The 18,535-nt window shown below is 71.1% G+C and carries 21 protein-coding genes; 10 read left to right on the forward strand and 11 right to left on the reverse strand.

Features of this window, described 5'->3' with window-relative positions:
- The first annotated feature begins 179 nt into the window (after nucleotides 1–179).
- On the forward strand, nucleotides 180–1,520 hold the full coding sequence (gene aspS / locus GVL05_RS17940) for an aspartate--tRNA(Asn) ligase (protein WP_159574025.1): 1,341 nt from the start codon (nucleotides 180–182) through the stop codon (nucleotides 1,518–1,520).
- A 133-nt stretch (nucleotides 1,521–1,653) separates the two neighbouring features.
- Here aspS and GVL05_RS17945 read toward each other — a convergent pair whose 3' ends face one another.
- The 5 genes from GVL05_RS17945 to GVL05_RS17965 form a co-directional block, all read right to left on the reverse strand.
- Nucleotides 1,654–1,947, reverse strand: a complete 294-nt coding sequence (locus tag GVL05_RS17945) for a Dabb family protein (protein WP_123292087.1) — start codon at nucleotides 1,945–1,947, stop codon at nucleotides 1,654–1,656.
- Nucleotides 1,944–2,198, reverse strand: coding sequence for a glutaredoxin family protein (locus GVL05_RS17950; RefSeq protein WP_123338836.1), 255 nt, complete (start codon nucleotides 2,196–2,198; stop codon nucleotides 1,944–1,946). The genes GVL05_RS17945 and GVL05_RS17950 overlap by 4 nt, the downstream gene beginning before the upstream one ends.
- Nucleotides 2,199–2,282: 84 nt before the next feature.
- On the reverse strand, nucleotides 2,283–2,381 hold the full coding sequence (locus tag GVL05_RS17955; protein ID WP_003792170.1) for an AURKAIP1/COX24 domain-containing protein: 99 nt from the start codon (nucleotides 2,379–2,381) through the stop codon (nucleotides 2,283–2,285).
- 128 nt (nucleotides 2,382–2,509) lie between these two features.
- Nucleotides 2,510–2,704, reverse strand: a complete 195-nt coding sequence (locus GVL05_RS17960) for a helix-turn-helix domain-containing protein (protein ID WP_022902482.1) — start codon at nucleotides 2,702–2,704, stop codon at nucleotides 2,510–2,512.
- 100 nt (nucleotides 2,705–2,804) lie between these two features.
- Nucleotides 2,805–3,320, reverse strand: coding sequence for a helix-turn-helix transcriptional regulator (locus GVL05_RS17965; protein ID WP_123292085.1), 516 nt, complete (start codon nucleotides 3,318–3,320; stop codon nucleotides 2,805–2,807).
- Nucleotides 3,321–3,394: 74 nt separating this feature from the next.
- Between GVL05_RS17965 and GVL05_RS17970 the strand changes: the two genes are divergently transcribed.
- Together GVL05_RS17970 and GVL05_RS17975 are read left to right on the forward strand one after the other, a co-directional pair.
- Nucleotides 3,395–4,828 (forward strand): TrkH family potassium uptake protein, encoded by a 1,434-nt coding sequence (locus tag GVL05_RS17970; RefSeq protein WP_123938603.1) that lies wholly within the window; start codon nucleotides 3,395–3,397, stop codon nucleotides 4,826–4,828.
- Between the two features lie 22 nt (nucleotides 4,829–4,850).
- Complete coding sequence (locus tag GVL05_RS17975; protein ID WP_111084290.1) at nucleotides 4,851–5,516, forward strand: TrkA family potassium uptake protein; 666 nt, start codon at nucleotides 4,851–4,853, stop codon at nucleotides 5,514–5,516.
- A 12-nt stretch (nucleotides 5,517–5,528) separates the two neighbouring features.
- Here GVL05_RS17975 and proC read toward each other — a convergent pair whose 3' ends face one another.
- Nucleotides 5,529–6,359: a pyrroline-5-carboxylate reductase gene (proC, locus tag GVL05_RS17980; protein WP_159574026.1), complete on the reverse strand. Its 831-nt coding sequence runs from the start codon at nucleotides 6,357–6,359 to the stop codon at nucleotides 5,529–5,531.
- A gap of 64 nt (nucleotides 6,360–6,423) precedes the next feature.
- Between proC and GVL05_RS17985 the strand changes: the two genes are divergently transcribed.
- Nucleotides 6,424–7,380, forward strand: a complete 957-nt coding sequence (locus tag GVL05_RS17985; RefSeq protein ID WP_159574027.1) for a cation diffusion facilitator family transporter — start codon at nucleotides 6,424–6,426, stop codon at nucleotides 7,378–7,380.
- A 27-nt stretch (nucleotides 7,381–7,407) separates the two neighbouring features.
- Here the strand turns inward: GVL05_RS17985 and GVL05_RS17990 are convergent, their stop codons facing one another.
- On the reverse strand, nucleotides 7,408–7,839 hold the full coding sequence (locus tag GVL05_RS17990) for a nucleoside deaminase (RefSeq protein ID WP_111084477.1): 432 nt from the start codon (nucleotides 7,837–7,839) through the stop codon (nucleotides 7,408–7,410).
- Nucleotides 7,840–7,915: 76 nt separating this feature from the next.
- Between GVL05_RS17990 and upp the strand changes: the two genes are divergently transcribed.
- The 5 genes from upp to GVL05_RS18015 all read left to right on the forward strand — a co-directional run bounded on the left by upp (nucleotide 7,916) and on the right by GVL05_RS18015 (nucleotide 13,410).
- The gene (gene upp / locus GVL05_RS17995) at nucleotides 7,916–8,551 is read left to right on the forward strand and encodes a uracil phosphoribosyltransferase (protein WP_111084293.1); all 636 of its coding nucleotides are present in this window, start codon (nucleotides 7,916–7,918) and stop codon (nucleotides 8,549–8,551) included.
- Nucleotides 8,552–9,048: 497 nt separating this feature from the next.
- Entirely contained in the window at nucleotides 9,049–9,819 is a 771-nt protein-coding gene (locus tag GVL05_RS18000; protein WP_123292081.1) for a winged helix-turn-helix domain-containing protein, read from the forward strand.
- A gap of 278 nt (nucleotides 9,820–10,097) precedes the next feature.
- A complete protein-coding gene (locus GVL05_RS18005; RefSeq protein WP_159574028.1) occupies nucleotides 10,098–10,610 on the forward strand; it encodes a MarR family winged helix-turn-helix transcriptional regulator in 513 nt (170 codons plus the stop codon).
- Nucleotides 10,607–11,956, forward strand: coding sequence for a deoxyribodipyrimidine photo-lyase (locus GVL05_RS18010; protein ID WP_159574029.1), 1,350 nt, complete (start codon nucleotides 10,607–10,609; stop codon nucleotides 11,954–11,956). Before GVL05_RS18005 ends, GVL05_RS18010 begins: the two co-directional genes overlap by 4 nt.
- Nucleotides 11,953–13,410 (forward strand): serine hydrolase, encoded by a 1,458-nt coding sequence (locus GVL05_RS18015; RefSeq protein WP_159574030.1) that lies wholly within the window; start codon nucleotides 11,953–11,955, stop codon nucleotides 13,408–13,410. Before GVL05_RS18010 ends, GVL05_RS18015 begins: the two co-directional genes overlap by 4 nt.
- 63 nt (nucleotides 13,411–13,473) lie before the next feature.
- Here GVL05_RS18015 and GVL05_RS18020 read toward each other — a convergent pair whose 3' ends face one another.
- Nucleotides 13,474–14,445: a carbohydrate kinase family protein gene (locus GVL05_RS18020; protein ID WP_159574031.1), complete on the reverse strand. Its 972-nt coding sequence runs from the start codon at nucleotides 14,443–14,445 to the stop codon at nucleotides 13,474–13,476.
- 154 nt (nucleotides 14,446–14,599) lie between these two features.
- On the opposite strand from GVL05_RS18020, the gene GVL05_RS18025 reads away from it, so the two are divergent.
- Nucleotides 14,600–15,175, forward strand: a complete 576-nt coding sequence (locus GVL05_RS18025; RefSeq protein ID WP_159574032.1) for a hypothetical protein — start codon at nucleotides 14,600–14,602, stop codon at nucleotides 15,173–15,175.
- 84 nt (nucleotides 15,176–15,259) lie between these two features.
- On the opposite strand, the gene GVL05_RS18030 is transcribed toward GVL05_RS18025, so the two are convergent.
- The 3 genes from GVL05_RS18030 to GVL05_RS18040 all read right to left on the reverse strand — a co-directional run bounded on the left by GVL05_RS18030 (nucleotide 15,260) and on the right by GVL05_RS18040 (nucleotide 18,176).
- Nucleotides 15,260–15,874 (reverse strand): superoxide dismutase, encoded by a 615-nt coding sequence (locus GVL05_RS18030; RefSeq protein WP_111084300.1) that lies wholly within the window; start codon nucleotides 15,872–15,874, stop codon nucleotides 15,260–15,262.
- 44 nt (nucleotides 15,875–15,918) lie between these two features.
- On the reverse strand, nucleotides 15,919–16,428 hold the full coding sequence (locus GVL05_RS18035) for a flavin reductase family protein (protein WP_111084301.1): 510 nt from the start codon (nucleotides 16,426–16,428) through the stop codon (nucleotides 15,919–15,921).
- Between the two features lie 224 nt (nucleotides 16,429–16,652).
- Complete coding sequence (locus GVL05_RS18040; RefSeq protein WP_123292076.1) at nucleotides 16,653–18,176, reverse strand: MFS transporter; 1,524 nt, start codon at nucleotides 18,174–18,176, stop codon at nucleotides 16,653–16,655.
- Nucleotides 18,177–18,535 lie beyond the last annotated feature (359 nt).

An 18,535-nucleotide genomic window follows, 5' to 3' on the forward strand; every position in this document is an offset into this window, starting at 1 on the left:
CCCCACCCGGTCCCCCTCTCGTCTCGCGACCCGGCCACGTCGAGAACGCTACGGACCCACTCGACGCCCCACGGGCCTCCCGGTCAGACCTGTGGACGACGCCGGAAGCGAGCCGCCCTGTGGAGGGGAACACCCTGCGGACCGACGCCGCCGGACGCAGACGGTTAGACTCGACCACCGTGATCGAACGCACCCGCATCGCCGACCTCGCTGCCCTCCCCGACGGCCCCGTCTCCGTGGCCGGATGGGTCGAGACCGTCCGAGACCAGAAGAAGGTGCAGTTCGTCGTCCTCCGCGACGAATCCGGCGCCGTCCAGCTCGTGAACCCCGCCACGCGCGAGGCCGCGGACGGTGACGACGCCGCCCAGGCCGCGCTCGCCACCACCACCGAGATCTCGGCCCTCGCCCACGGCACCTTCATCCACGCCACCGGCACCCTGAAGCACGACGAGCGCGTCAAGCTCGGCGGGCTCGAGGTCAAGGTCGGCACGCTCGAGGTGGTGAGCGCCGCGATCCCGGAGACCCCGATCGCCGACGACTCGTCGCTCGACAAGCGGCTCGACTGGCGCTTCCTGGACCTGCGCAACCGCAAGCAGAACCTCATCTTCCGCATCCAGACGACCCTGGAGCACGCGTTCCGCACCTACTGGGTGGACCGCGACTACATCGAGATCCACACCCCGAAGCTGATGGCGTCGGCGTCCGAGTCGCGCGCCGAGCTCTTCCAGCTCGAGTACTTCGAGACGACCGCATACCTGGCGCAGTCGCCGCAGAACTTCAAGCAGATGGCCCAGCCGGCCGGCTTCGGCGCCGTGTTCGAGATCGCCGACGCGTTCCGCGCGGACCCCTCCTTCACGAGCCGCCACGCGACCGAGTTCACGAGCGTCGACGCTGAGTTCTCGTGGATCGAGTCCCACGAAGACGTCATGGCGATGCACGAAGAAGTCCTGGTCGCCGGCATCACCGCGGTCAAGGAGAAGTACGGCAAGGAAATCGAAGAGGTCTTCGGCTTCGAGCTGCAGGTCCCCGCGACGCCGTTCCCCCGCGTGACCCTGGCCGAGGCCCGGAAGATCGTGGCCGACAGCGGCCACGACGTCGTCCGCGCCGACGGCGACCTGGACCCCGAGGGTGAGCGCCGCGTTGCCGCCTGGGCGAAGGAGCACCACGGTTCGGAGTTCGTGTTCGTCACCGAGTACGACGCCTCGATCCGGCCGTACTACCACATGCGCAAGCCGGGCGACCCCTCGCTCACGAACAGCTACGACCTCATCTTCAACGGCGCGGAGATCTCCACGGGCGCACAGCGCGAGCACCGCGTCGACGTGCTCGAGGCGCAGGCCGTCGAGAAGGGCCTCGACCCCGAGGAGCTCGGCTGGTACCTCGACTTCTTCCGCTACGGCGTGCCGCCGCACGGTGGGTTCGGCATGGGCCTTGCGCGCGTGCTCATGCTCATGTTGGGTGAGCCGTCCATCCGCGAGGTCACGTACCTCTTCCGTGGACCGACGCGCCTGACCCCGTAGTCACATCGCGCGGCGCCCCGCGCGAGCGCACATGGTGAGCAGAAACCGTCGCCTCCCGATACGGGAGGCGACCATTCCTGCTCACGAAGCGCCGCAGCGCACGCAGCACCGGGGGCGGGACGGGAGGCCCGGCTCAGCTCTGCCAGTCGATGGCAGCCCGCCCCGTGACCAGTCCACGGATCTCGGCTGCGGCAGCCTGGTGGTCCGGGTGCACCTGGTACTCGTCGAGTCCGGCGAGGTCGTCGAACGACGCGACGACGGCGACGTCGCTGTTCTTCTCCGGGTAGGCGACGTTCTCGACGACCTCGAGCGAACGGATCGACCCGATGGTGCCGGTCAGGCCGGTCAGGAGTTCGCGGATCCGGGCGATGGTCGCGGCGCGGTCGAGGTCTTCGCGCAGGGTCCAGGCGACGACGTGGGAGATCATGCGGGGGAACCGGCCTTCTCGAGGGCACGTGCGAGCCGGTCGGCGTCGACGTGCCAGTTGCTGTGGACGCGCCCGTCGACCAGCACGACGGGGATGTCCTCCGCGTACTCCTGGCGGAGGGCGTCGTCGTCGAGGATCGAGCGTTCCTGCAGGGTCACGCCGGGGTGTTCGGCGACGACGCGTTCGACCACGGGCCGTGCATCGTCGCAGAGGTGGCATCCGGGCTTCGTCAGGAACGTCACTGCGGGCATGGCTCCATCGTAGCCCGCGGTCCGCGTCCCCTGGGGAATGCGAAAGCCCCGGCGAACCGGGGCTTGACGCTGCAGGCTCGGGGCCTACTTCTTGTTGCGACGCTGGTGGCGCGTCTTGCGAAGCAGCTTGCGGTGCTTCTTCTTCGCCATGCGCTTGCGACGCTTCTTGATGACAGAACCCATGTGGACCTCGCTCGGACTGTGCTGATGTATCGGACACCGGGCCGTCGAGACCGCGGAAAATCAACCCGGCCGAGTCTACCGGAGGGCTGACGCGATGTCGAACGCGCCCGGAACGGACGGGTGTGCGCTCAGCCGACGTCTGCGATGCCGCCGCGCAGCACGTCGGCGACGGCTGACTCGGGGACACGGAAGGACCGGCCGAAACGGATGGCGGGGAGCTCACCGGCGTGGACCATGCGGTACACGGTCATCTTCGAGACACGCATCATCTCGGCGACCTCAGCGACGGTGAGGAAGCGCACGTCGTCGAAACTGCCGGTCATGATCCGCCTTCGGTGGCTCGCACGCGATCCGCGCACGGGTTTGGTGTGACCTGTGTGGTCACTGGCAACTGTAGAGGCGCGTGCGACCCAGTGTCCAGGCTCAGTCTTCGTCGCCGCGGCGGGTGAAGCGCTTGCGGCTGCGGTCGACGACACGCTCCCAGCCCTGCTGCGCACCGGAGATCGCCGCGGTGGCCCGGTAGGACGCCTCGGCCATGACACGCCCGAGCTCGGTCCCGACCTCGACGGTGGTCTTGCCGGCAGCACCGTTCCGGCGGACGGACACGGGCTGACCGTCGGGGGTCCAGGCCGTGGTCGCGGGCATGCCGTCGGCGTCGACCGCGCCGGTGAACGGCAGGACCCAGTCCTCCAGCGACACGAGCGGTTCCGGGTCGAGCCGGTAGAAGCGGTGCTGCCCTTCTTCGCGGCTGGTGACGAGTCCGATGTCGCGCAGGACCCGGAGGTGCTTCGACACCGTCGGCTGGCTGACGCCCAGTCGTTCGACCAGTTGCCCGACGCTGAGTTCCCCGCCGGTGACGTCCGATCCGTACGCGGCGAGGAGGGTCCCGAGCAGCTCGCGCCTCGTGGGGTCCGCCACGACGGAGAAGATGTCGGCCATGCGGGCAAGGCTAGCCGGGGCACCACGGATGTACCATGACGAACCGTCCCGGCCCATGTCCTCGGAGGCATACGATGCTCGACCGTACCGAGCCGCTCCCGCGGCACGTGACCGTCACCCGACGACGCGGCGGACGGATCGCGACGGTCCTGCGCTCGTCGCCGTCACGTCTGGCGATCCTGGTGTTCGTCGCCCTCATCTTCGTGTTCACATCGCTGTTCATGACCCCGTGGGCGGCAGCCGACGGGACCGGCACGCACTTCTCCGACGCGCTGTTCACGGCGGCGTCGGTGGTCTGCGTCACGGGCCTCGCGACCGTCGACATGGCCACGCACTGGTCGGTGTTCGGCAAGGTCCTCGTGGTGATCGGGACGCAGATCGGTGCGGTGGGCGTCCTGACCTTCGCGTCGATCCTCGGGCTCTTCGTGACCCGCAAGCTCGGGCTCCGCGCGAAGCTGATGGCCGCGGGCGACTCGAACCCGCTCCGCACCCACCACGGGGCGGTCCCCGAGGGGCAGGCCGTCCGCCTCGGCGAGGTCGGCACCCTGCTCGCCACGGTCGCGGTGAGCACCCTGTCGATCGAGATCGTCCTCGGCCTGCTGCTGCTGCCGTCCGTGCTGATCGCCGGCATCCCGTTCTGGACCGCGGTCGGCGACTCCTTCTACTACGCCGCCATGGCGTTCACGAACACCGGCTTCTCACCGAACGCGGACGGCCTCGACCCGTTCGCCCACGACTACTGGTTCCTGACGCTCCTGATGATCGGTGTCGTCGCGGGGTCGATCGGCTTCCCGGTCATCCGCACCCTGACGAAGCAGCTCCGCACGCCGCGCCGCTGGCCCATCCACGTCAAGCTCACGCTGGCCACGAGCGCCGTCCTGCTCATCGGCGGTGCGATCGTCTACACCGCGCTCGAGGCGTCGAACCCGACGACCTTCGGCGAGGAAGGCGCGGGACGGACCGCGTTCCAGGCCCTCTTCCTGTCGACGATGACCCGGTCCGGTGGCTTCTCGCTCGTCGACTTCGACCAGCTGAACGGCTCGAGCCTGCTCGTCACCGACATGCTCATGTTCATCGGCGGCGGGTCGGCCTCGACCGCCGGCGGCATCAAGGTCACGACGCTCGCCGTGCTGTTCCTCGCCGCAGTCGCCGAGGCCCGGGGCCGGCAGAGCATGGAGGCGTTCGGCCGCCGCATCCCGAGCGACGTGCTGCGGGTCGCGGTCGCCATCGTGCTCTGGGGGGCGACGATCGTGGCCGTCGCGACCGTGGTGCTCCTGCAGATCACGGACGATTCGCTCGACCGTGTCCTGTTCGAGGTGATCTCGGCGTTCTCCACCAGTGGGCTGTCCTCGGGTGTCTCCGCGAACCTGCCCGAGTCCGGCAAGTACGTCCTGGCCGCCACCATGTTCCTCGGCCGGGTCGGTACAGTGACGATCGCCGCAGCCCTGGCCGCGAGTCAGAGCCGGCAACTGTTCCGCCGTCCCGAGGAGAGGCCGATCGTTGGCTGACCGAACCCGTCCCCCGCACCCGATGGGTGCGATCAGTCACGACGCACCCGTGCTCGTCATCGGCCTCGGCCGGTTCGGCGCCGCCACCGCCGGTCAGCTCGAACGGCAGGACCGCGAGGTGCTGGTCGTCGACACCGACCCGGGCCTGGTGCAGAAGTGGTCGGACCGGGTCACGCACGCCGTGCAGGCCGATGCGACCGACATCGACGCCCTGCGCCAGATCGGTGCGCAGGACTTCGCGATCGCGGTCGTCGGCACGGGCAGCGACCTGGAGTCGAGCGTGCTGATCACCGCGAACCTGGTCGACCTCGGCATCCCGCAGATCTGGGCGAAGGCCATCAGCCGGTCGCACGGCACGATCCTGTCCCGCATCGGCGCGAACCACGTCGTCTACCCGGAGCGCGAGGCCGGCGAGCGCACGGCGCACCTGGTGTCCGGACGCATGCTCGACTTCATCGAGTTCGACGACGACTTCGCGGTGGTGAAGATGTTCCCGCCGCGGGCGGTGCGCGGCAAGGACCTCGCGACCACGGTGATCCGCACGCGGTTCGGCCTGACGGTGCTCGGCATCAAGCCGCCGGGCAGCCCGTTCGTGCCGGCGACCCCGGAGAGCATCATCGGCGAGAACGACGTGATCATCGTCTCGGGGTCCGAGACGGACCTGGAGCGCTTCGCCGCCTACGAGTAGTCCCGGACGCGTCTACGACGCCGCGATCTCCTCCGCACGCGCGATCGCCGCGCGCGACGCGCGCAGGAACGTGTCAGCGAGGTCGGCGTCCTGCAGCACCGCGACGGCCCGCTCGGTGGTGCCCTTCGGGCTCGTGACGGCACGCCGCAGGTCTGCGGGTCCGCGATCCGACCGCTCGAGCAGCTCGACGGCACCCCGGAGCGTGCCCTGCACCATCGCGGCCGCCTGCTCGGGGGCGAAGCCCAGCGCCTCGGCGGCACGCTGCCACTCCTCGACGAGCAGGAAGACGTAGGCCGGGCCCGAGCCGGACACCGCCGACAGGGCGTCGAGCTGCGCCTCGGGCACCTCGAGCACCCGTCCTGACGCCGTGAACACCGACGACGCGAGCGCGACGGCCTCGGCGTCCGCCGACGCCCCGGCGCTGATCCCGGTGACGCCGTGGCCGACGCCGATCGGCGTGTTCGGCAGCGCCCGGACGACGCGGACCCCGGCCGGCACCCGCGCCTCCATGCTCGCGGTGGTGGTGCCGACCGCCACGCTGACCAGCACCGCACCGGGCTCCAGGTCGGCGGCGACCTCGTCGAGCAGGTCCGCGATCACGTACGGCTTCACACCGACGACGACGAGTGCCGCGCCACGGACGGCCGAGCGGTTCGCGTCGGGGTCGGTGTCGCTCGCGGTGGCGTCGAGCCCGCGCTCCCGGTGGGCGGCCGCCGACGCCTCGGACTTCGTCGTGAGGGTCACGGTCGCCGGGTCGAGTCCGGCGGCGAGCAGGCCGTCGAGGACCGAGCCGGACATGGAGCCGACGCCGAGCAGGGCGGTACGGGGCAGGTCGATCGTCATGCTCCCGACCCTACCGACCGGCCTCGCCTAGGATCGTCTTCCAGATCGGGAGAAGGGGACAGCTGTGAGCGCTTCAGGAGGCACGAAGGCGATCCTCGCCGCACTCGGTGCGAACGTCGGCATCGCGATCGTGAAGTTCGTCGCGGCGGCGATCAGCGGGTCCGCGTCGATGCTGGCCGAGGGCGTGCACTCCCTGGCCGACTCCGCGAACCAGCTCCTCCTGCTGCTCGGTGGTCGCCGGGCGCGCCGCGCTGCCGACGAGGAGCATCCGTTCGGCTACGGCCGCGAGCGCTACGTCTACGCCTTCGTCGTCTCGATCATCCTGTTCTCCGTCGGCGGCGTCTTCTCGCTCTACGAGGGCATCGAGAAGCTCGCCCACCCGCACCCGCTCGAGAACTGGTGGCTGCCGCTCGTCGTGCTCGTCATCGCGATCGGGCTCGAGGGCTTCTCGCTCCGCACCGCGCTGAAGGAGGCCCGCCCGCAGAAGGGCACGCTCAGCTGGGTCCAGTTCGTCCGCCGCGCCAAGGCCCCGGAGCTGCCCGTCGTCATGCTCGAGGACACCGCGGCGCTGCTCGGCCTGGTGTTCGCGCTCTTCGGCGTCGGCCTGACCGCGGTCACCGGCAACGGCGTGTTCGACGCGATCGGCACGATCTTCATCGCCGCACTGCTCATCGCCGTCGCGGTCGTCCTGGGCATCGAGACGAAGAGCCTCCTCGTCGGGGAAGGCGCGACCGCCGCCGACGTCGAGCGGATCAAGCACGCGGTGCTCGACGGCCCGGAGGTCGACTCGATCATCCACATCAAGACCCTGTACCTGGGTCCGGACGAGTTGATGGTCGGCGTGAAGGTCGCCGTCGACGGCGACCGCCGCCTGGGGGACGTCGCCGCGGGCATCGACACGGTCGAGCAGCGGGTGCGCTCCGCGGTGCCGATCGCCCGGGTCATCTACGTCGAGCCCGACGTGCTCCGCACCGGTCCGCGCCCGCCGACCGAGGCGATCGTCATCCTCGCCGCTGACTGAGCGGCGCCCGGCTCAGCGCCGCCCGGCTCAGCGCCGCCCGGCGAAGAACGCGTCGAGCAGCGCGGCGCACTCGCGTTCGAGCACGCCGCCGACGACCTCGGAACGGTGCGGCAGCCGGCGGTCCCTGGCGATGTCGTAGACGCTGCCGGTCGCGCCCGCCTTCGGGTCCCAGGCGCCGAACACGACGCGCGGCACACGCGCGGCCAGGATCGCCCCGGCGCACATCGGGCACGGCTCGAGGGTCACGACGAGCGTGTGCTCGTCGAGGTGCCAGTCCCCCGTGACCGCGGCGGCCGCGCGGAGCGCGAGCACCTCGGCGTGGGCGGTCGGGTCCTGCAGCGCCTCGCGCTCGTTCCGGCCGACGGCGACGACGACGCCGTCGCGGTCGAGCACCACCGCGCCCACGGGCACGTCGCCGGTCGCCAGGCAGGCCCGGGCCTCGTCGAGCGCGCGCTCCATCGCCGGGACGAACGGACGGGCAGCGGGCGCTTCCACGGGACCTCCAGGTGGTCGGCAGCACGGTAGGCTCGACCCTATGCGAGTCCACGTCGCCGACCACCCGCTCATCACCCACAAGCTCTCGGTGCTCCGCGACCGGACCACACCCTCCCCCACGTTCCGCGCCCTGACCGAAGAGCTCGTCACGCTCCTCGCGTACGAGGCCACGCGGAACGTCCGGGTCACCGCGACGCCCATCGACACCCCCGTGGCGCACACCATGGGCGTCTCGATCGCCAAGCCGCGTCCGCTCGTCGTCCCGATCCTGCGTGCCGGCCTCGGCATGCTCGAGGGGATGGTCAAGCTCGTGCCGACGGCCGAGGTCGGGTTCCTCGGCATGGCCCGCAACGAGGAGACGCTCGAGCCGCAGACCTACGCCGAGCGCCTGCCCGACGACCTGTCCGGCCGTCAGTGCTTCGTGCTCGACCCGATGCTGGCCACCGGCGGGACCCTCGCCGCTGCCATCGACTTTCTGTTCGCCCGCGGTGCCGAGGAGATCACCTGCGTGTGCATCCTCGGTGCGCCGGAGGGGCTCGCCATGGTCGAAGAGGCCGTCGGCGACCGCAACGTCTCGATCGTCCTCGGTGCCCTCGACGAGAAGCTCGACGAGAACGGGTACATCGTCCCCGGTCTCGGCGACGCCGGCGACCGCCTCTACGGTCTGGCCGAGTAGGCAGTCGACGTCACCGACGATCGACGGGAGGCCCGTGGCGACACCGCCACGGGCCTCCCGTCGTCCGTCAGCCCGGTCCACCGCCACCGGTGCGCGGAACGCACCGTCTGCTCGGACGGTTGACACCACCTTGGTATACCGCCGATACTCGTCCCATGACTGCAACCGTGTCCACCCGCGTCCTCTCCGAGGTCCAGGGGACTGCCGGCATGATGATGCCGGTCGCCGTCATGCGTTGTCGAATGTGTGCCTGATCGGCACCCGTTCCAGCCGGATCCCCCGCGACACCACCCCGGTCGCGAGCGTGTGATCCCCGGGTGACGGACACCGTCGGCGACGCGCACCACGTCACGAGGTCTGTCTCCCGTTCCCCCGGGTCCGCCCCGGTCCGCAGCAGGACCGCAGGGCACATCGGCATCCAGCCGTACCCGGGTCGACGCATTCGACACCGCCGCCAGCGCCACACGCGCACCGGCCACATCGCCCGGAGAACCACCATGTCGCTCACCATCGCCCAGCCCCGCACCGCGCTCCGCACCGCCGCTCCCGCGCCGACCGACCTCGGGACGGTCACCCCGATCCGTCCGCGTCCCGCGACACCGGCCACGACCGGGCAGACGAGCGTGCCGACCAGCCCGGTCGTCGCGCCGCAGCGCAACCGCTCCCTGCCCGAGGGCACCGAGGCCCGTGGCTTCGCGCTCTACGTCGGGATCGACGAGGCGAAGGCGGCAGCGGCCGGCACGACGCTCGCAGCCGTCGTCGAGCAGCTGAAGGCACTGACCGCGCAGCTGGTGCCGAACTCGGAGACCTACGCGGCCGTCGCCGTCGCCGCGGAGCAGTCCGGTGGCCGTGACGTCGACGTCGTCCGCCTGGCCCTGCAGGACCGGTCCGCGGTCGCCGCCCGCAAGCAGGCCGAGAAGCCAGAGCCGGAGGAGACCGGGGTCGTCATCGACATCTCCCGCAAGCGCGTCACGCTCGACGGCGACGCAGCTCCCCTGACCTACAAGGAGTTCGAACTCCTGCAGTTCCTGGTGCTGCGCGAGGGCCAGACGGTGGACCGCTCGGCCATCATCGACGGCCTGTGGTCCGACGGCGAGGACGAGACCCCGAACGAGCGCACCATCGACGTGCACGTGCGTCGTCTCCGCTCCAAGCTCGGCGCGTTCGAGGAGATCGTCCGCACCGTCCGCGGCGTGGGCTACCGGTTCGACCGGCACGCCGACGTGGCCGTGCGCTACGCCTCCACGCCCTCACCCGACCTCTTCTGATCCTGATCGGTCGCTCTTGGTGAACTCGCAGCGAACGACGCACGGGGAGGCTAGCGCGCCGTTACCGCTTCGTTATACAGTCGGTGGTGCAGACGGTGTTTGCTGTGGCACCGCCTGCGGAATGTGATTGCAGGAAACTCTTGGTGCAAGGGAGAGGGCCGGTCGCTTGGAAGAGCGGCCGGCCCTCGTGCATGTCCGAGCGCGTGCATGTCGAACCCGCGCCTGTCGGGGGCCGTCGGTAGTGTGGACGGACCGTCCGACCAGAGGGGAGCGCCATCGTGAGCGAGTCACGCCGCAGCGAGAAGGCGACCGCCGTAGCTGCCTGGGAATCACTGTTCCGCGCCCAGGTCACCGTGATGCGGAGCCTCAACGCGGATTTCCCCGGCGGCGAGATCTCCTTCAACGAGTACGACGTCTGCTTCAACCTGTCGACGCAGCCCGGTCGACGCTGCCGCATGCGTGACCTCACCGGCCACCTGCTCCTCACCCAGCCGAGCGTGAGCCGTCTGGTCGATCGCCTGCTCACCCGCGGGATCGTCGAGAAGCAGCCGGATCCGTCCGACGCCCGCGGCGTCATCGTGGCGCTCACCCCGCACGGGTTCGACGTCTACCGCCAGGTGGCCGTGCAGCACGCGGCGAGCATCGCGCAGCAGGTCGGCGCCGGACTGTCCGACGCCGAACTCCGCACCCTCACCGAGCTCTGCACGAAGCTGCGCCTCGCGGTCGGCACCGCCCCGGGCCGACGGGCCGTCGCGCGGTCGGTCTCCGAGTCGGACCCGGCAGCGGTGTGACCGGCGCACTGGTCTGGCTCCGCGACGACCTGCGGCTGGCCGACAACCCCGCACTGCGTGCTGCGATCGACCACGGTGGCGACGTCACGGTGGTCTACGTCCTCGACGACGAGTCCCCCGGCATCCGTCCCGCGGGCGCGGCGAGCCGTTGGTGGCTCCACCACTCGCTCACCGCACTGGACGGCGAACTCCGTGACCGTGACTCGCGGTTGGTGCTGCGACGGGGTGCGGCCGCCGCGGTGATCGACGCCCTCGTCGCCGACACCGGTGCCGACGCCGTGTTCTGGAACCGTCGGTACGGTCCGGCCGAGCGCGAGGTCGACGCCGGCATCAAGAGCGCCCTGCACGAGCGCGGCATCGAGGCGCACAGCTTCGCGGCGAGCCTGCTCTGGGAACCGTGGACCGTCCACACCGGGCAGGGCGAGCCGTACAAGGTGTTCACCCCGTTCTGGCGCGCTGCCCAGGCGATGCCGGAACCACGGCACCCGCTCCCGAAGCCGCGCGACCTGCCCGCCCCGGCCCGGGTCGCGAGCGACGACCTGCGCCAGTGGGACCTGCTGCCGACCCGTCCCGACTGGGCCGGCGGACTCCGCGATGCCTGGGAGCCCGGCGAGCACGGCGCACACCAGCGGCTCGAGCACTTCGTCACCCATGCGCTCGAGGACTACGACCAGCGCGACGAACCCGCCATGGCCGCCACGAGCGACCTGTCCCCGCACCTGCGCTGGGGCGAGGTCAGCCCGTACCAGGTGTGGCACCGGCTGCACGGAGCGCTCGAGCCCGAGCAGCGCCAGAACGCCTCCGCCTTCCTGCGACAGCTGGCCTGGCGCGAGTTCAACTGGAACGAGTACTTCCACTGCGAGGACATCACGACGGTGAACGTGCGTCGCGAGTTCGACGCGTTCCCGTGGCGGGAAGCCCCCGATGCCGAGGTCGACCGGTGGCGCACCGGGACGACCGGGTTCGACCTCGTCGACGCCGGCATGCGCGAGCTGTGGCACTCCGGCGCCATGCACAACCGCGTCCGGTTGGCGACCGCGAGCTTCCTCGTCAAGAACCTGCTCGTCGACTGGCGGGTGGGCGAGCAGTGGTTCTGGGACACCCTCGTCGACGCCGACTCCGCCAACAACGCCGCGAACTGGCAGTGGGTCGCCGGGTCGGGCTTCGACGCGGCGCCGTACTTCCGGGTGTTCAACCCCGACCGGCAGCTCGAGCGCTTCGACCCGCACCGCGAGTACGTGCACCGGTGGGTGCCGTCGGAGGAACTCCGGCCCGAGCCGATGGTCGACCTCAAGGCGACCCGGCAGCGCGCGCTCGACGCGTACGCCGAGATGCGTCGGTCATGAGCCCGTGGGACACCGCCGTCGCGCAGGTCGACGCGCTCTTCCGTGACCGTGTCGACCGTGGCGTCGCACCGAGCAGTGTGTGGGGCGTCTTCGACCGGACCGGCCTCGTCGCCTCCGGGGGCCACGGCGATCGCGGCGACGGGCAGCGGCCGGACGCCGACACCGTCTACCGGATCGCATCGTGCACGAAGAGCATCACCGCGGCGACACTGCTGACGCTGGTGTCCGACGGCCGACTGGACCTCGACGCGCCGATCACCGCGTTCGTCCCGGCGTTCGGCGCGGTGCCCCTGCCCACACCGGACTCCCCCGTACCGACCGTGCGGATGCTGCTGACCATGTCGGCCGGCTTCCCCACCGACGACCCCTGGGCGGACCGGCAGGAGTCGATCAGCGACGCCGAGCTCGACGACGTCCTGCGCGGCGGGCTGTTGTTCGACTCGGTGCCGGGCACCCGGTTCGCCTACTCGAACCTGGGCTACGCCCTGCTCGGGCGGGTCGTCGCCGTCGTCACCGGCCGTCCGTTCACCCAGGCAGCACGCGACACCGTGCTCCGACCGCTCGGTCTCGACCGCACGGTGTTCAGCGCGGCCGAGGCGCAGGGACCGGTCGTCACCGGGTTCCGCCCGCACGACGGCGACTGGGAGCCCCTGCCGATGACCGGCCCGGGTGCGTTCTCGTCGATCGGCGGCCTGTTCTCCACCGTCCGCGATCTCGCACGGTGGGCCACGCACCTCGGATCGGCGTCCTCCGACACCCCGGAACCCGGCCCGGTCTCCCCCGCCGACCGCCGGCTCATGCAGCAGGCGATGCGGGTCGTGCCGTCGTCCGTCGTCCCCGGCTCGTCACGCGCCACGGCGTACGGCTTCGGGCTGTTCGTCGAACAGGACGCCCGGTTCGGCGAACTCGTCTCGCACTCCGGCGGCTACCCGGGGTTCTCGGCACACATGCGCTGGTCCGCGCAGACCGGCCTCGGTGTCGTCGCGTTCGAGAACGCCACGCAGGCGAAGGTCTCCGCCGCTGCCCAGCAGGCACACGACCTGCTCCTGGACGCAACGCGTCCGGCGGCGTCCGACGGGCGCGCCGACACGACGACCGGACCGGTGCGCCGCCCCGGCGCCCAGCCGACCGTCCGGGCGACGCGAGCGGCGCAGGCTGCCGTGACGGGCCTCCTGGCCGACTGGCAGGACGCCGTGGCGGACGCGGTCTGCACGCCGAACGTGGCGATGGACGACCCCTACGACCGACGCCGGCGGGCGATCGCGGCGGCGGTGGCCGAGGTGGGTGCCGACCTGACCGCCGCTCCCGTCGCCGAGCAGTCGTCGGCGCCGTCGCACCTGCGGTGGTGGCTGCCCGGCACCTGCGGGCGGTTGCGCGTCGAGATCCGGCTCGCCCCTGGCGCGGCAGGACGGGTCCAGACCCTCACCGTCGTGGCGGAGCCCGCCGAGCGCTGACACACCGAACCCCACGCGGCGGGCCGGCCCGGTCCGTGTCGGTGCCGGTCCGGCGACTGCCCGTCACACCGGTGGACGACCACCCACGAACCCGAGTGCCCGCGCCGCCACGCGAGTGCCCTCACGCGCAGCCGCCCCGACGCGCACGGGATCGGTCGCCCAGGCACGCACGAAGCCCGCGGCGAACGCGTCACCGGCGCCGACCGTGTCGACGACCGTGGCCGGCGTCGCGGGGACGCGGTGCACGCTCCGTCCGCGTCGCCCCACCAGCACGCCGTCGGCGCCCACCGTGACCACCACGAGCGGGACGTGCTCGGTGAGTCGCCGCACCGCGTCGTCGAGGTCGGTCGTCCCGGTCAGTTCGAGGGCCTCCTGCCGGCCGGGGAAGAGGACGTCGACGCCGACGAGGGCCTCGAGGAAGGCAGGAGCTCCGACCGACCGGACGATGGCCGCCGAGGACGGGTCGAGCGACACCCGAGCCGACCCGGTCCGTGCGCAGGCGACCAGTGACGCGATGCGGTCGGCGCCGCCACCGAGCATCGCGTGCCCGGTCAGGTGCACGATGTCCGCGCGTCGTGCCACGGCCTCGGGGACGTCGGCAGCCGTGAGCTTCCCGCTCGCGGCCGGGTCGGACATCGCCGTGCGGCCGCTGTCGTTGCGCACGGACACCACGACCCCGGTGGAGGTCATCGCGTCGTAGCGCAGGTGCGGGCGGACACCGGCGTCCTCCAACGAGCGCTCGTGCCGGTAGACGTCGTCGACGCCGACCCGCGCGACGAGGTCCACCTCGGCACCGAGCCAGCCGAGCCAGGCGGCGGTGTTGCCGGCGGCACCCGTCGGTCGGTGGCGGATCACGGCGGCGGGGTCGTGCACCCCGATGGTGTGCGCGGTCGTCTGCACGAGCACGCCGTCCAGGACGTCGCCGATGACCAGGAACCGTTTTCCGGCGCCACGACGGCGGCCCGCGACCACCCGTCCGGCACGGGTCCCCTCGGGCTGCGACACGGGCACGGAGGCCTCTTGCGGCATGGACATCTGCTCCAGTGTACGGGGAACCGAGTAAAGCTCCGTTTTCGGGCCCGCACGGACCCTCATCGTGGTGGCCAATCGCACTGCCCGACCGGTAACATACGCAATGCCACCATGTGGCGGGTCGTGTGCCCGCCACCGACGATCCGACGGAGATGCCATGCCCCGGAAGCCCGACCCGACGCTCAAGCCGGCGATCCTCGAGAAGGTCACCCTGCACCTGCTGGACACCAAGCTCGAGGACGTCTCGGTCCGCAGCCTCGGTCGCATCCTGGGCACCAGTGCGTACCCGATCGTCTACCACTTCGGCTCCCGCGACGCCCTCATCGACTCCGTCGTCGTGCACCTGGCCGACACGGTCTGCCACGCTGCGCTCGATCCCGCAGCTGACCACTCCGCCCTCGCCGACTACTTGGTGACCAGTTTCGGTCGCCTCGACGACCCGCACCGAGCACTCGCGGCCCGACTCACCTTCGAGCTCGGGTCCGTCGAGGCGATGGACGGCCGGGTCCGGCAACGCGGTCTGCACCGGGACCACGTGGCAGCGGTCGCCGCGTGGTGCCGCGCACACGGCTACGACGCCGAGGCCGCCGAGCGCGTCGCACGCGACGCCGTGACGACTGCCCGCGGTGCCCAGTGGACCGCGATCGTCGACCGCGAGCGCGCCGACACCGACGCCGCGCTCCGGGCGATCGCCGACCGGCTCGCCGCCGGCGCGGCAGTCACCGCGGCGTGATGCACGAACGGGAGGCACGGTGCCAGCTGGCACCGTGCCTCCCGTTCGTCCGTCGGTCGCGTCACGCGACCCGCGGTCGGGGGATCAGAGCGTCACGAACGACTGCGACTTCGCGTTGGCGAAGCGAGCCGCGACGTTCTCCCAGTCGACGATGTTCCAGACGGCCTTCACGTAGTCCGCCTTGACGTTGAGGTAGTCGAGGTAGAAGGCGTGCTCCCACATGTCGAGCAGGAAGATCGGCACGAGGCCGAACGGCACGTTCGCCTGCTGGTCGAACAGCTGGAACGTGGTCAGCTTCTGGCCGACGGTGTCCCAGGCCAGGACGGCCCAGCCGGAGCCCTGGATGCCGTTCGCGACGGCGGCGAACTGCGCCTTGAAGGTGTCGAACGAGCCGAAGAACTCGTCGATCGCCGCGGCGAGCTCGCCCTCGGGGACCTTCGTGTCCGGGCCGAGGTTGGTCCAGAAGATCGAGTGGTTGACGTGGCCACCGAGGTGGAAGGCCAGGTCCTTCTCGAGCTTGTTGATCGCACCGAAGTTGCCCGACTCGCGCGCTTCACCGAGCTGCTGCAGCGCGGTGTTCGCTCCGGTCACGTAGGCCTGGTGGTGCTTGTCGTGGTGCAGCTGCATGATCTTGCCGCTGATGTGCGGCTCGAGTGCGGCGTAGTCGTACGGCAGCTCCGGCAGGGTGTACTCAGCCATGTGAGGTCCTTTCGATCAGTGGGTTGCGGATGGGATTCCGCGGCTCACGAGAGCCGGGAACGATCGGTGAGGGAGTGGAATTCCCGGTTGTGGTAGACCAGCGGCTCGCCGTGCTCGAGGCCGACGACGATGTCGAGGACCTCGGCGACGACGACGGTCGAGCTGCCGATCGGGGTCGTGGAGAGCGGGCGGCACCGGAGCGCGCTCGCGGCACTGGGCAGGTAGCGGTCACCCGAGGGCAGGGTGCCCCAGATCGGGTCGTCCGCGGTCGGGCTGCCGGTCGAGGCGAACCGCCGGGCGAGCGCCACGCTGAGCGAGTCGACCAGGTGCACGACGAAGACCGGGGCGCCGAGCACGACCCCGGCGGACCCGGAGTTCGTCGACAGCGAGAAGACGAGCACCGGCGGGTCCACAGCCACGCTCGCGACGCTCGAGGCGGTGAGTCCGGTCGGACCGTCCGGTCCCTCGGCGGTGATGACGGCGACGCCGGCCGGGTGCCCGCGGAACGCGGACTTGTACGCTTCGGCGATGTTCGCCGGGGCTTCGTCGGGCATGGTGTTCGTCGTCGTTCCTTCGCGCGGGGGTGTGCCGTCACTGGGCGGGCATGTCCCAACGTATGACCTGAACCATGGTTGAGGTCAACGATTCACAGGTTCGACGGCTCCCGGGCGCGCCGTGGCGATGACTTCGTGAGCAGAAATGGTCGGGTCGCGTGGCGCAACCCGACCATTTCTGCTCACGAAGCGGCGCGCTTCAGCGACTCACGAAGCGGCGCGCGTCAGCGGCGCTTGAGCATGACGACGGCGCCTGCGGCAGCGATCACCATGAGCACCGCGGCGACGCCGGCCGTGATCGTCACGCCGGAGTCGAACGCCGCCCGCGCCGACTCGAGGAGCGCCTGGCCGGCGCCGCCGCCGAGGGACGACGCAGCGGACACCGCACCACCGAGCGTCTCCTGGGCAGCGGTGTGCGCCGTCGAGCTCAGCCCGCCCGGCACCACGACGTGCGCCCGGTAGGTGGTCGCCAGGATCGTGCCGAGGACGGCCGTGCCGAGGACCGCACCGATCTCGTACGCCGTCTCGGACATCGCCGACGCCGCACCGGCCTTGTCCGCCGGTGCGGTCGAGATGATGAGGTCGTTCGTGACGGTCTCGGACGCGCCGATCCCGATGCCGAGCAGCACGAACGCGAACGCCAGCGCCGCGATCGACGCGTGGTGTCCGAGGACCGCCACGAGGGCGTACGCCGCGGCGGAGAACAGCAGGGACACCGACACGACCCAGCGCGGTGCGACCCGTGCGACGACCGGCACCACCGCGAGGCCGGCGACGATCGTGAGCACCGATCCGGGGATGAGCACGACGCCCGAGGCGAACGGATCGAGCCCCGCCACGAGCTGCAGGTGCTGCGCGATGAAGAACAGGAAGCCGGTCAGCGAGAACATCGCCATCAGGTTCATGAGCACGCTGCCGGTGAACGCCGTGCTGCGGAACAGGCGCAGGTCGAGCATCGGCGTGCGGGACCGCAGCTGCCGGCGGACGAACGCGATGCCGCAGACGACCCCGACGGCGAGCATCGCGACCGCGAACCCGCGCTCCTCCGGGTGCACGAACGACTTGATCGCCCAGGCGATCGGCGCCAGCGCACCGAGGGACAGGAACATGCTCGGCACGTCGACCGGTCCCGGCATCGGGTCGCGCGACTCCGGCACGCAGAACGGGACGCCGACGAGCATGAGCACGAGGATCGGCACCGCGACCAGGAAGACGCTGCCCCAGTGGAAGTGCGCGAGCAGCGTGCCACCGACGAGCGGACCGAGGGCGTTGCCGGCCGCGAACATGGTCGACCAGACGGCCAGCGCCATCCGCCGCTCCCCCGCGTCGACGAAGACGTTGCGGATGATCGAGAGCGTCGCGGGCATGAGCATCGCCCCGAACACCCCCATCGCGATCCGTGCGGCGACGAGCATCCAGGCGTCGGTCGCGAAGGCCGCGGCGACGGAGAACAGCGCGAAGCCGGTGGCCCCGATCACCAGGATCCGACGGCGGCCGATGCGGTCACCGATGCTGCCCATCACGACGAGCAGCCCGGCCAGGACGAGCGGGTACGCGTCGACGATCCAGAGCTGCGTGGTGGCGTCCGGGTTGAGCGCACGACTGATCGACGGCAGCGCGAAGCTCAGCACGGTGTTGTCCACCGAGATGAGCAGCACCGGCAGCATCAGCACGGCGAGCGCGAGGAACCGTCGGGCGCGGCTGCCGGTGACGCGGGTGGCGATGGGACTGGTGAGCAGTGCGGACACGGCGGACTCCTGGGACTTCGAGCCGGACCTGGTCGACGGCGGGCGGTACGTGGGGCAGACGAGACGGGACGCGGGATGGACACGCGCCCCGTCAGGACTCCGTCAGTGTACCGTCTGGACGGTTATGGTTGCAAATGCAACCAACAAGCGGACGGGAGGCCCGTGGCGGGCTCGCCACGGGCCTCCCGTCCGACGGCTGGTCCCGCCCAGGGCGGGAGGCTGGGGCGGCGGCACGACCTGCGTCCGGTGCCGGGGTTCCGGTGCCGGGGTTTCGGTGCCTGGGTTTCGGTGCCGGGGTTCCACAACACGCCGCGTGGTCTCCGCCCGGGTTCCGATGTCGGGCGGCCTGAGCGCCGACA

It is taken from the genome of Curtobacterium sp. 18060 (assembly GCF_902706105.1).
In the GTDB taxonomy this organism is placed as follows: domain Bacteria; phylum Actinomycetota; class Actinomycetes; order Actinomycetales; family Microbacteriaceae; genus Curtobacterium.

What these genes read in the sequence shown, in the direction of transcription:
- GVL05_RS17945 (WP_123292087.1), bottom strand. Translation starts at nt 1,947, where the DNA reads ATGATCTCCCACGTCGTCGCCTGGACCCTGCGCGAAGACCTCGACCGC.
- GVL05_RS17950 (WP_123338836.1), bottom strand. Translation starts at nt 2,198, where the DNA reads ATGCCCGCAGTGACGTTCCTGACGAAGCCCGGATGCCACCTCTGCGAC.
- GVL05_RS17955 (WP_003792170.1), bottom strand. Translation starts at nt 2,381, where the DNA reads ATGGGTTCTGTCATCAAGAAGCGTCGCAAGCGCATGGCGAAGAAGAAG.
- GVL05_RS17960 (WP_022902482.1), bottom strand. Translation starts at nt 2,704, where the DNA reads ATGACCGGCAGTTTCGACGACGTGCGCTTCCTCACCGTCGCTGAGGTC.
- GVL05_RS17965 (WP_123292085.1), bottom strand. Translation starts at nt 3,320, where the DNA reads ATGGCCGACATCTTCTCCGTCGTGGCGGACCCCACGAGGCGCGAGCTG.
- GVL05_RS17970 (WP_123938603.1), top strand. Translation starts at nt 3,395, where the DNA reads ATGCTCGACCGTACCGAGCCGCTCCCGCGGCACGTGACCGTCACCCGA.
- GVL05_RS17975 (WP_111084290.1), top strand. Translation starts at nt 4,851, where the DNA reads ATGGGTGCGATCAGTCACGACGCACCCGTGCTCGTCATCGGCCTCGGC.
- proC (WP_159574026.1), bottom strand. Translation starts at nt 6,359, where the DNA reads ATGACGATCGACCTGCCCCGTACCGCCCTGCTCGGCGTCGGCTCCATG.
- GVL05_RS17990 (WP_111084477.1), bottom strand. Translation starts at nt 7,839, where the DNA reads ATGGAGCGCGCGCTCGACGAGGCCCGGGCCTGCCTGGCGACCGGCGAC.
- upp (WP_111084293.1), top strand. Translation starts at nt 7,916, where the DNA reads ATGCGAGTCCACGTCGCCGACCACCCGCTCATCACCCACAAGCTCTCG.
- GVL05_RS18000 (WP_123292081.1), top strand. Translation starts at nt 9,049, where the DNA reads ATGTCGCTCACCATCGCCCAGCCCCGCACCGCGCTCCGCACCGCCGCT.
- GVL05_RS18015 (WP_159574030.1), top strand. Translation starts at nt 11,953, where the DNA reads ATGAGCCCGTGGGACACCGCCGTCGCGCAGGTCGACGCGCTCTTCCGT.
- GVL05_RS18020 (WP_159574031.1), bottom strand. Translation starts at nt 14,445, where the DNA reads ATGTCCATGCCGCAAGAGGCCTCCGTGCCCGTGTCGCAGCCCGAGGGG.
- GVL05_RS18025 (WP_159574032.1), top strand. Translation starts at nt 14,600, where the DNA reads ATGCCCCGGAAGCCCGACCCGACGCTCAAGCCGGCGATCCTCGAGAAG.
- GVL05_RS18030 (WP_111084300.1), bottom strand. Translation starts at nt 15,874, where the DNA reads ATGGCTGAGTACACCCTGCCGGAGCTGCCGTACGACTACGCCGCACTC.
- GVL05_RS18035 (WP_111084301.1), bottom strand. Translation starts at nt 16,428, where the DNA reads ATGCCCGACGAAGCCCCGGCGAACATCGCCGAAGCGTACAAGTCCGCG.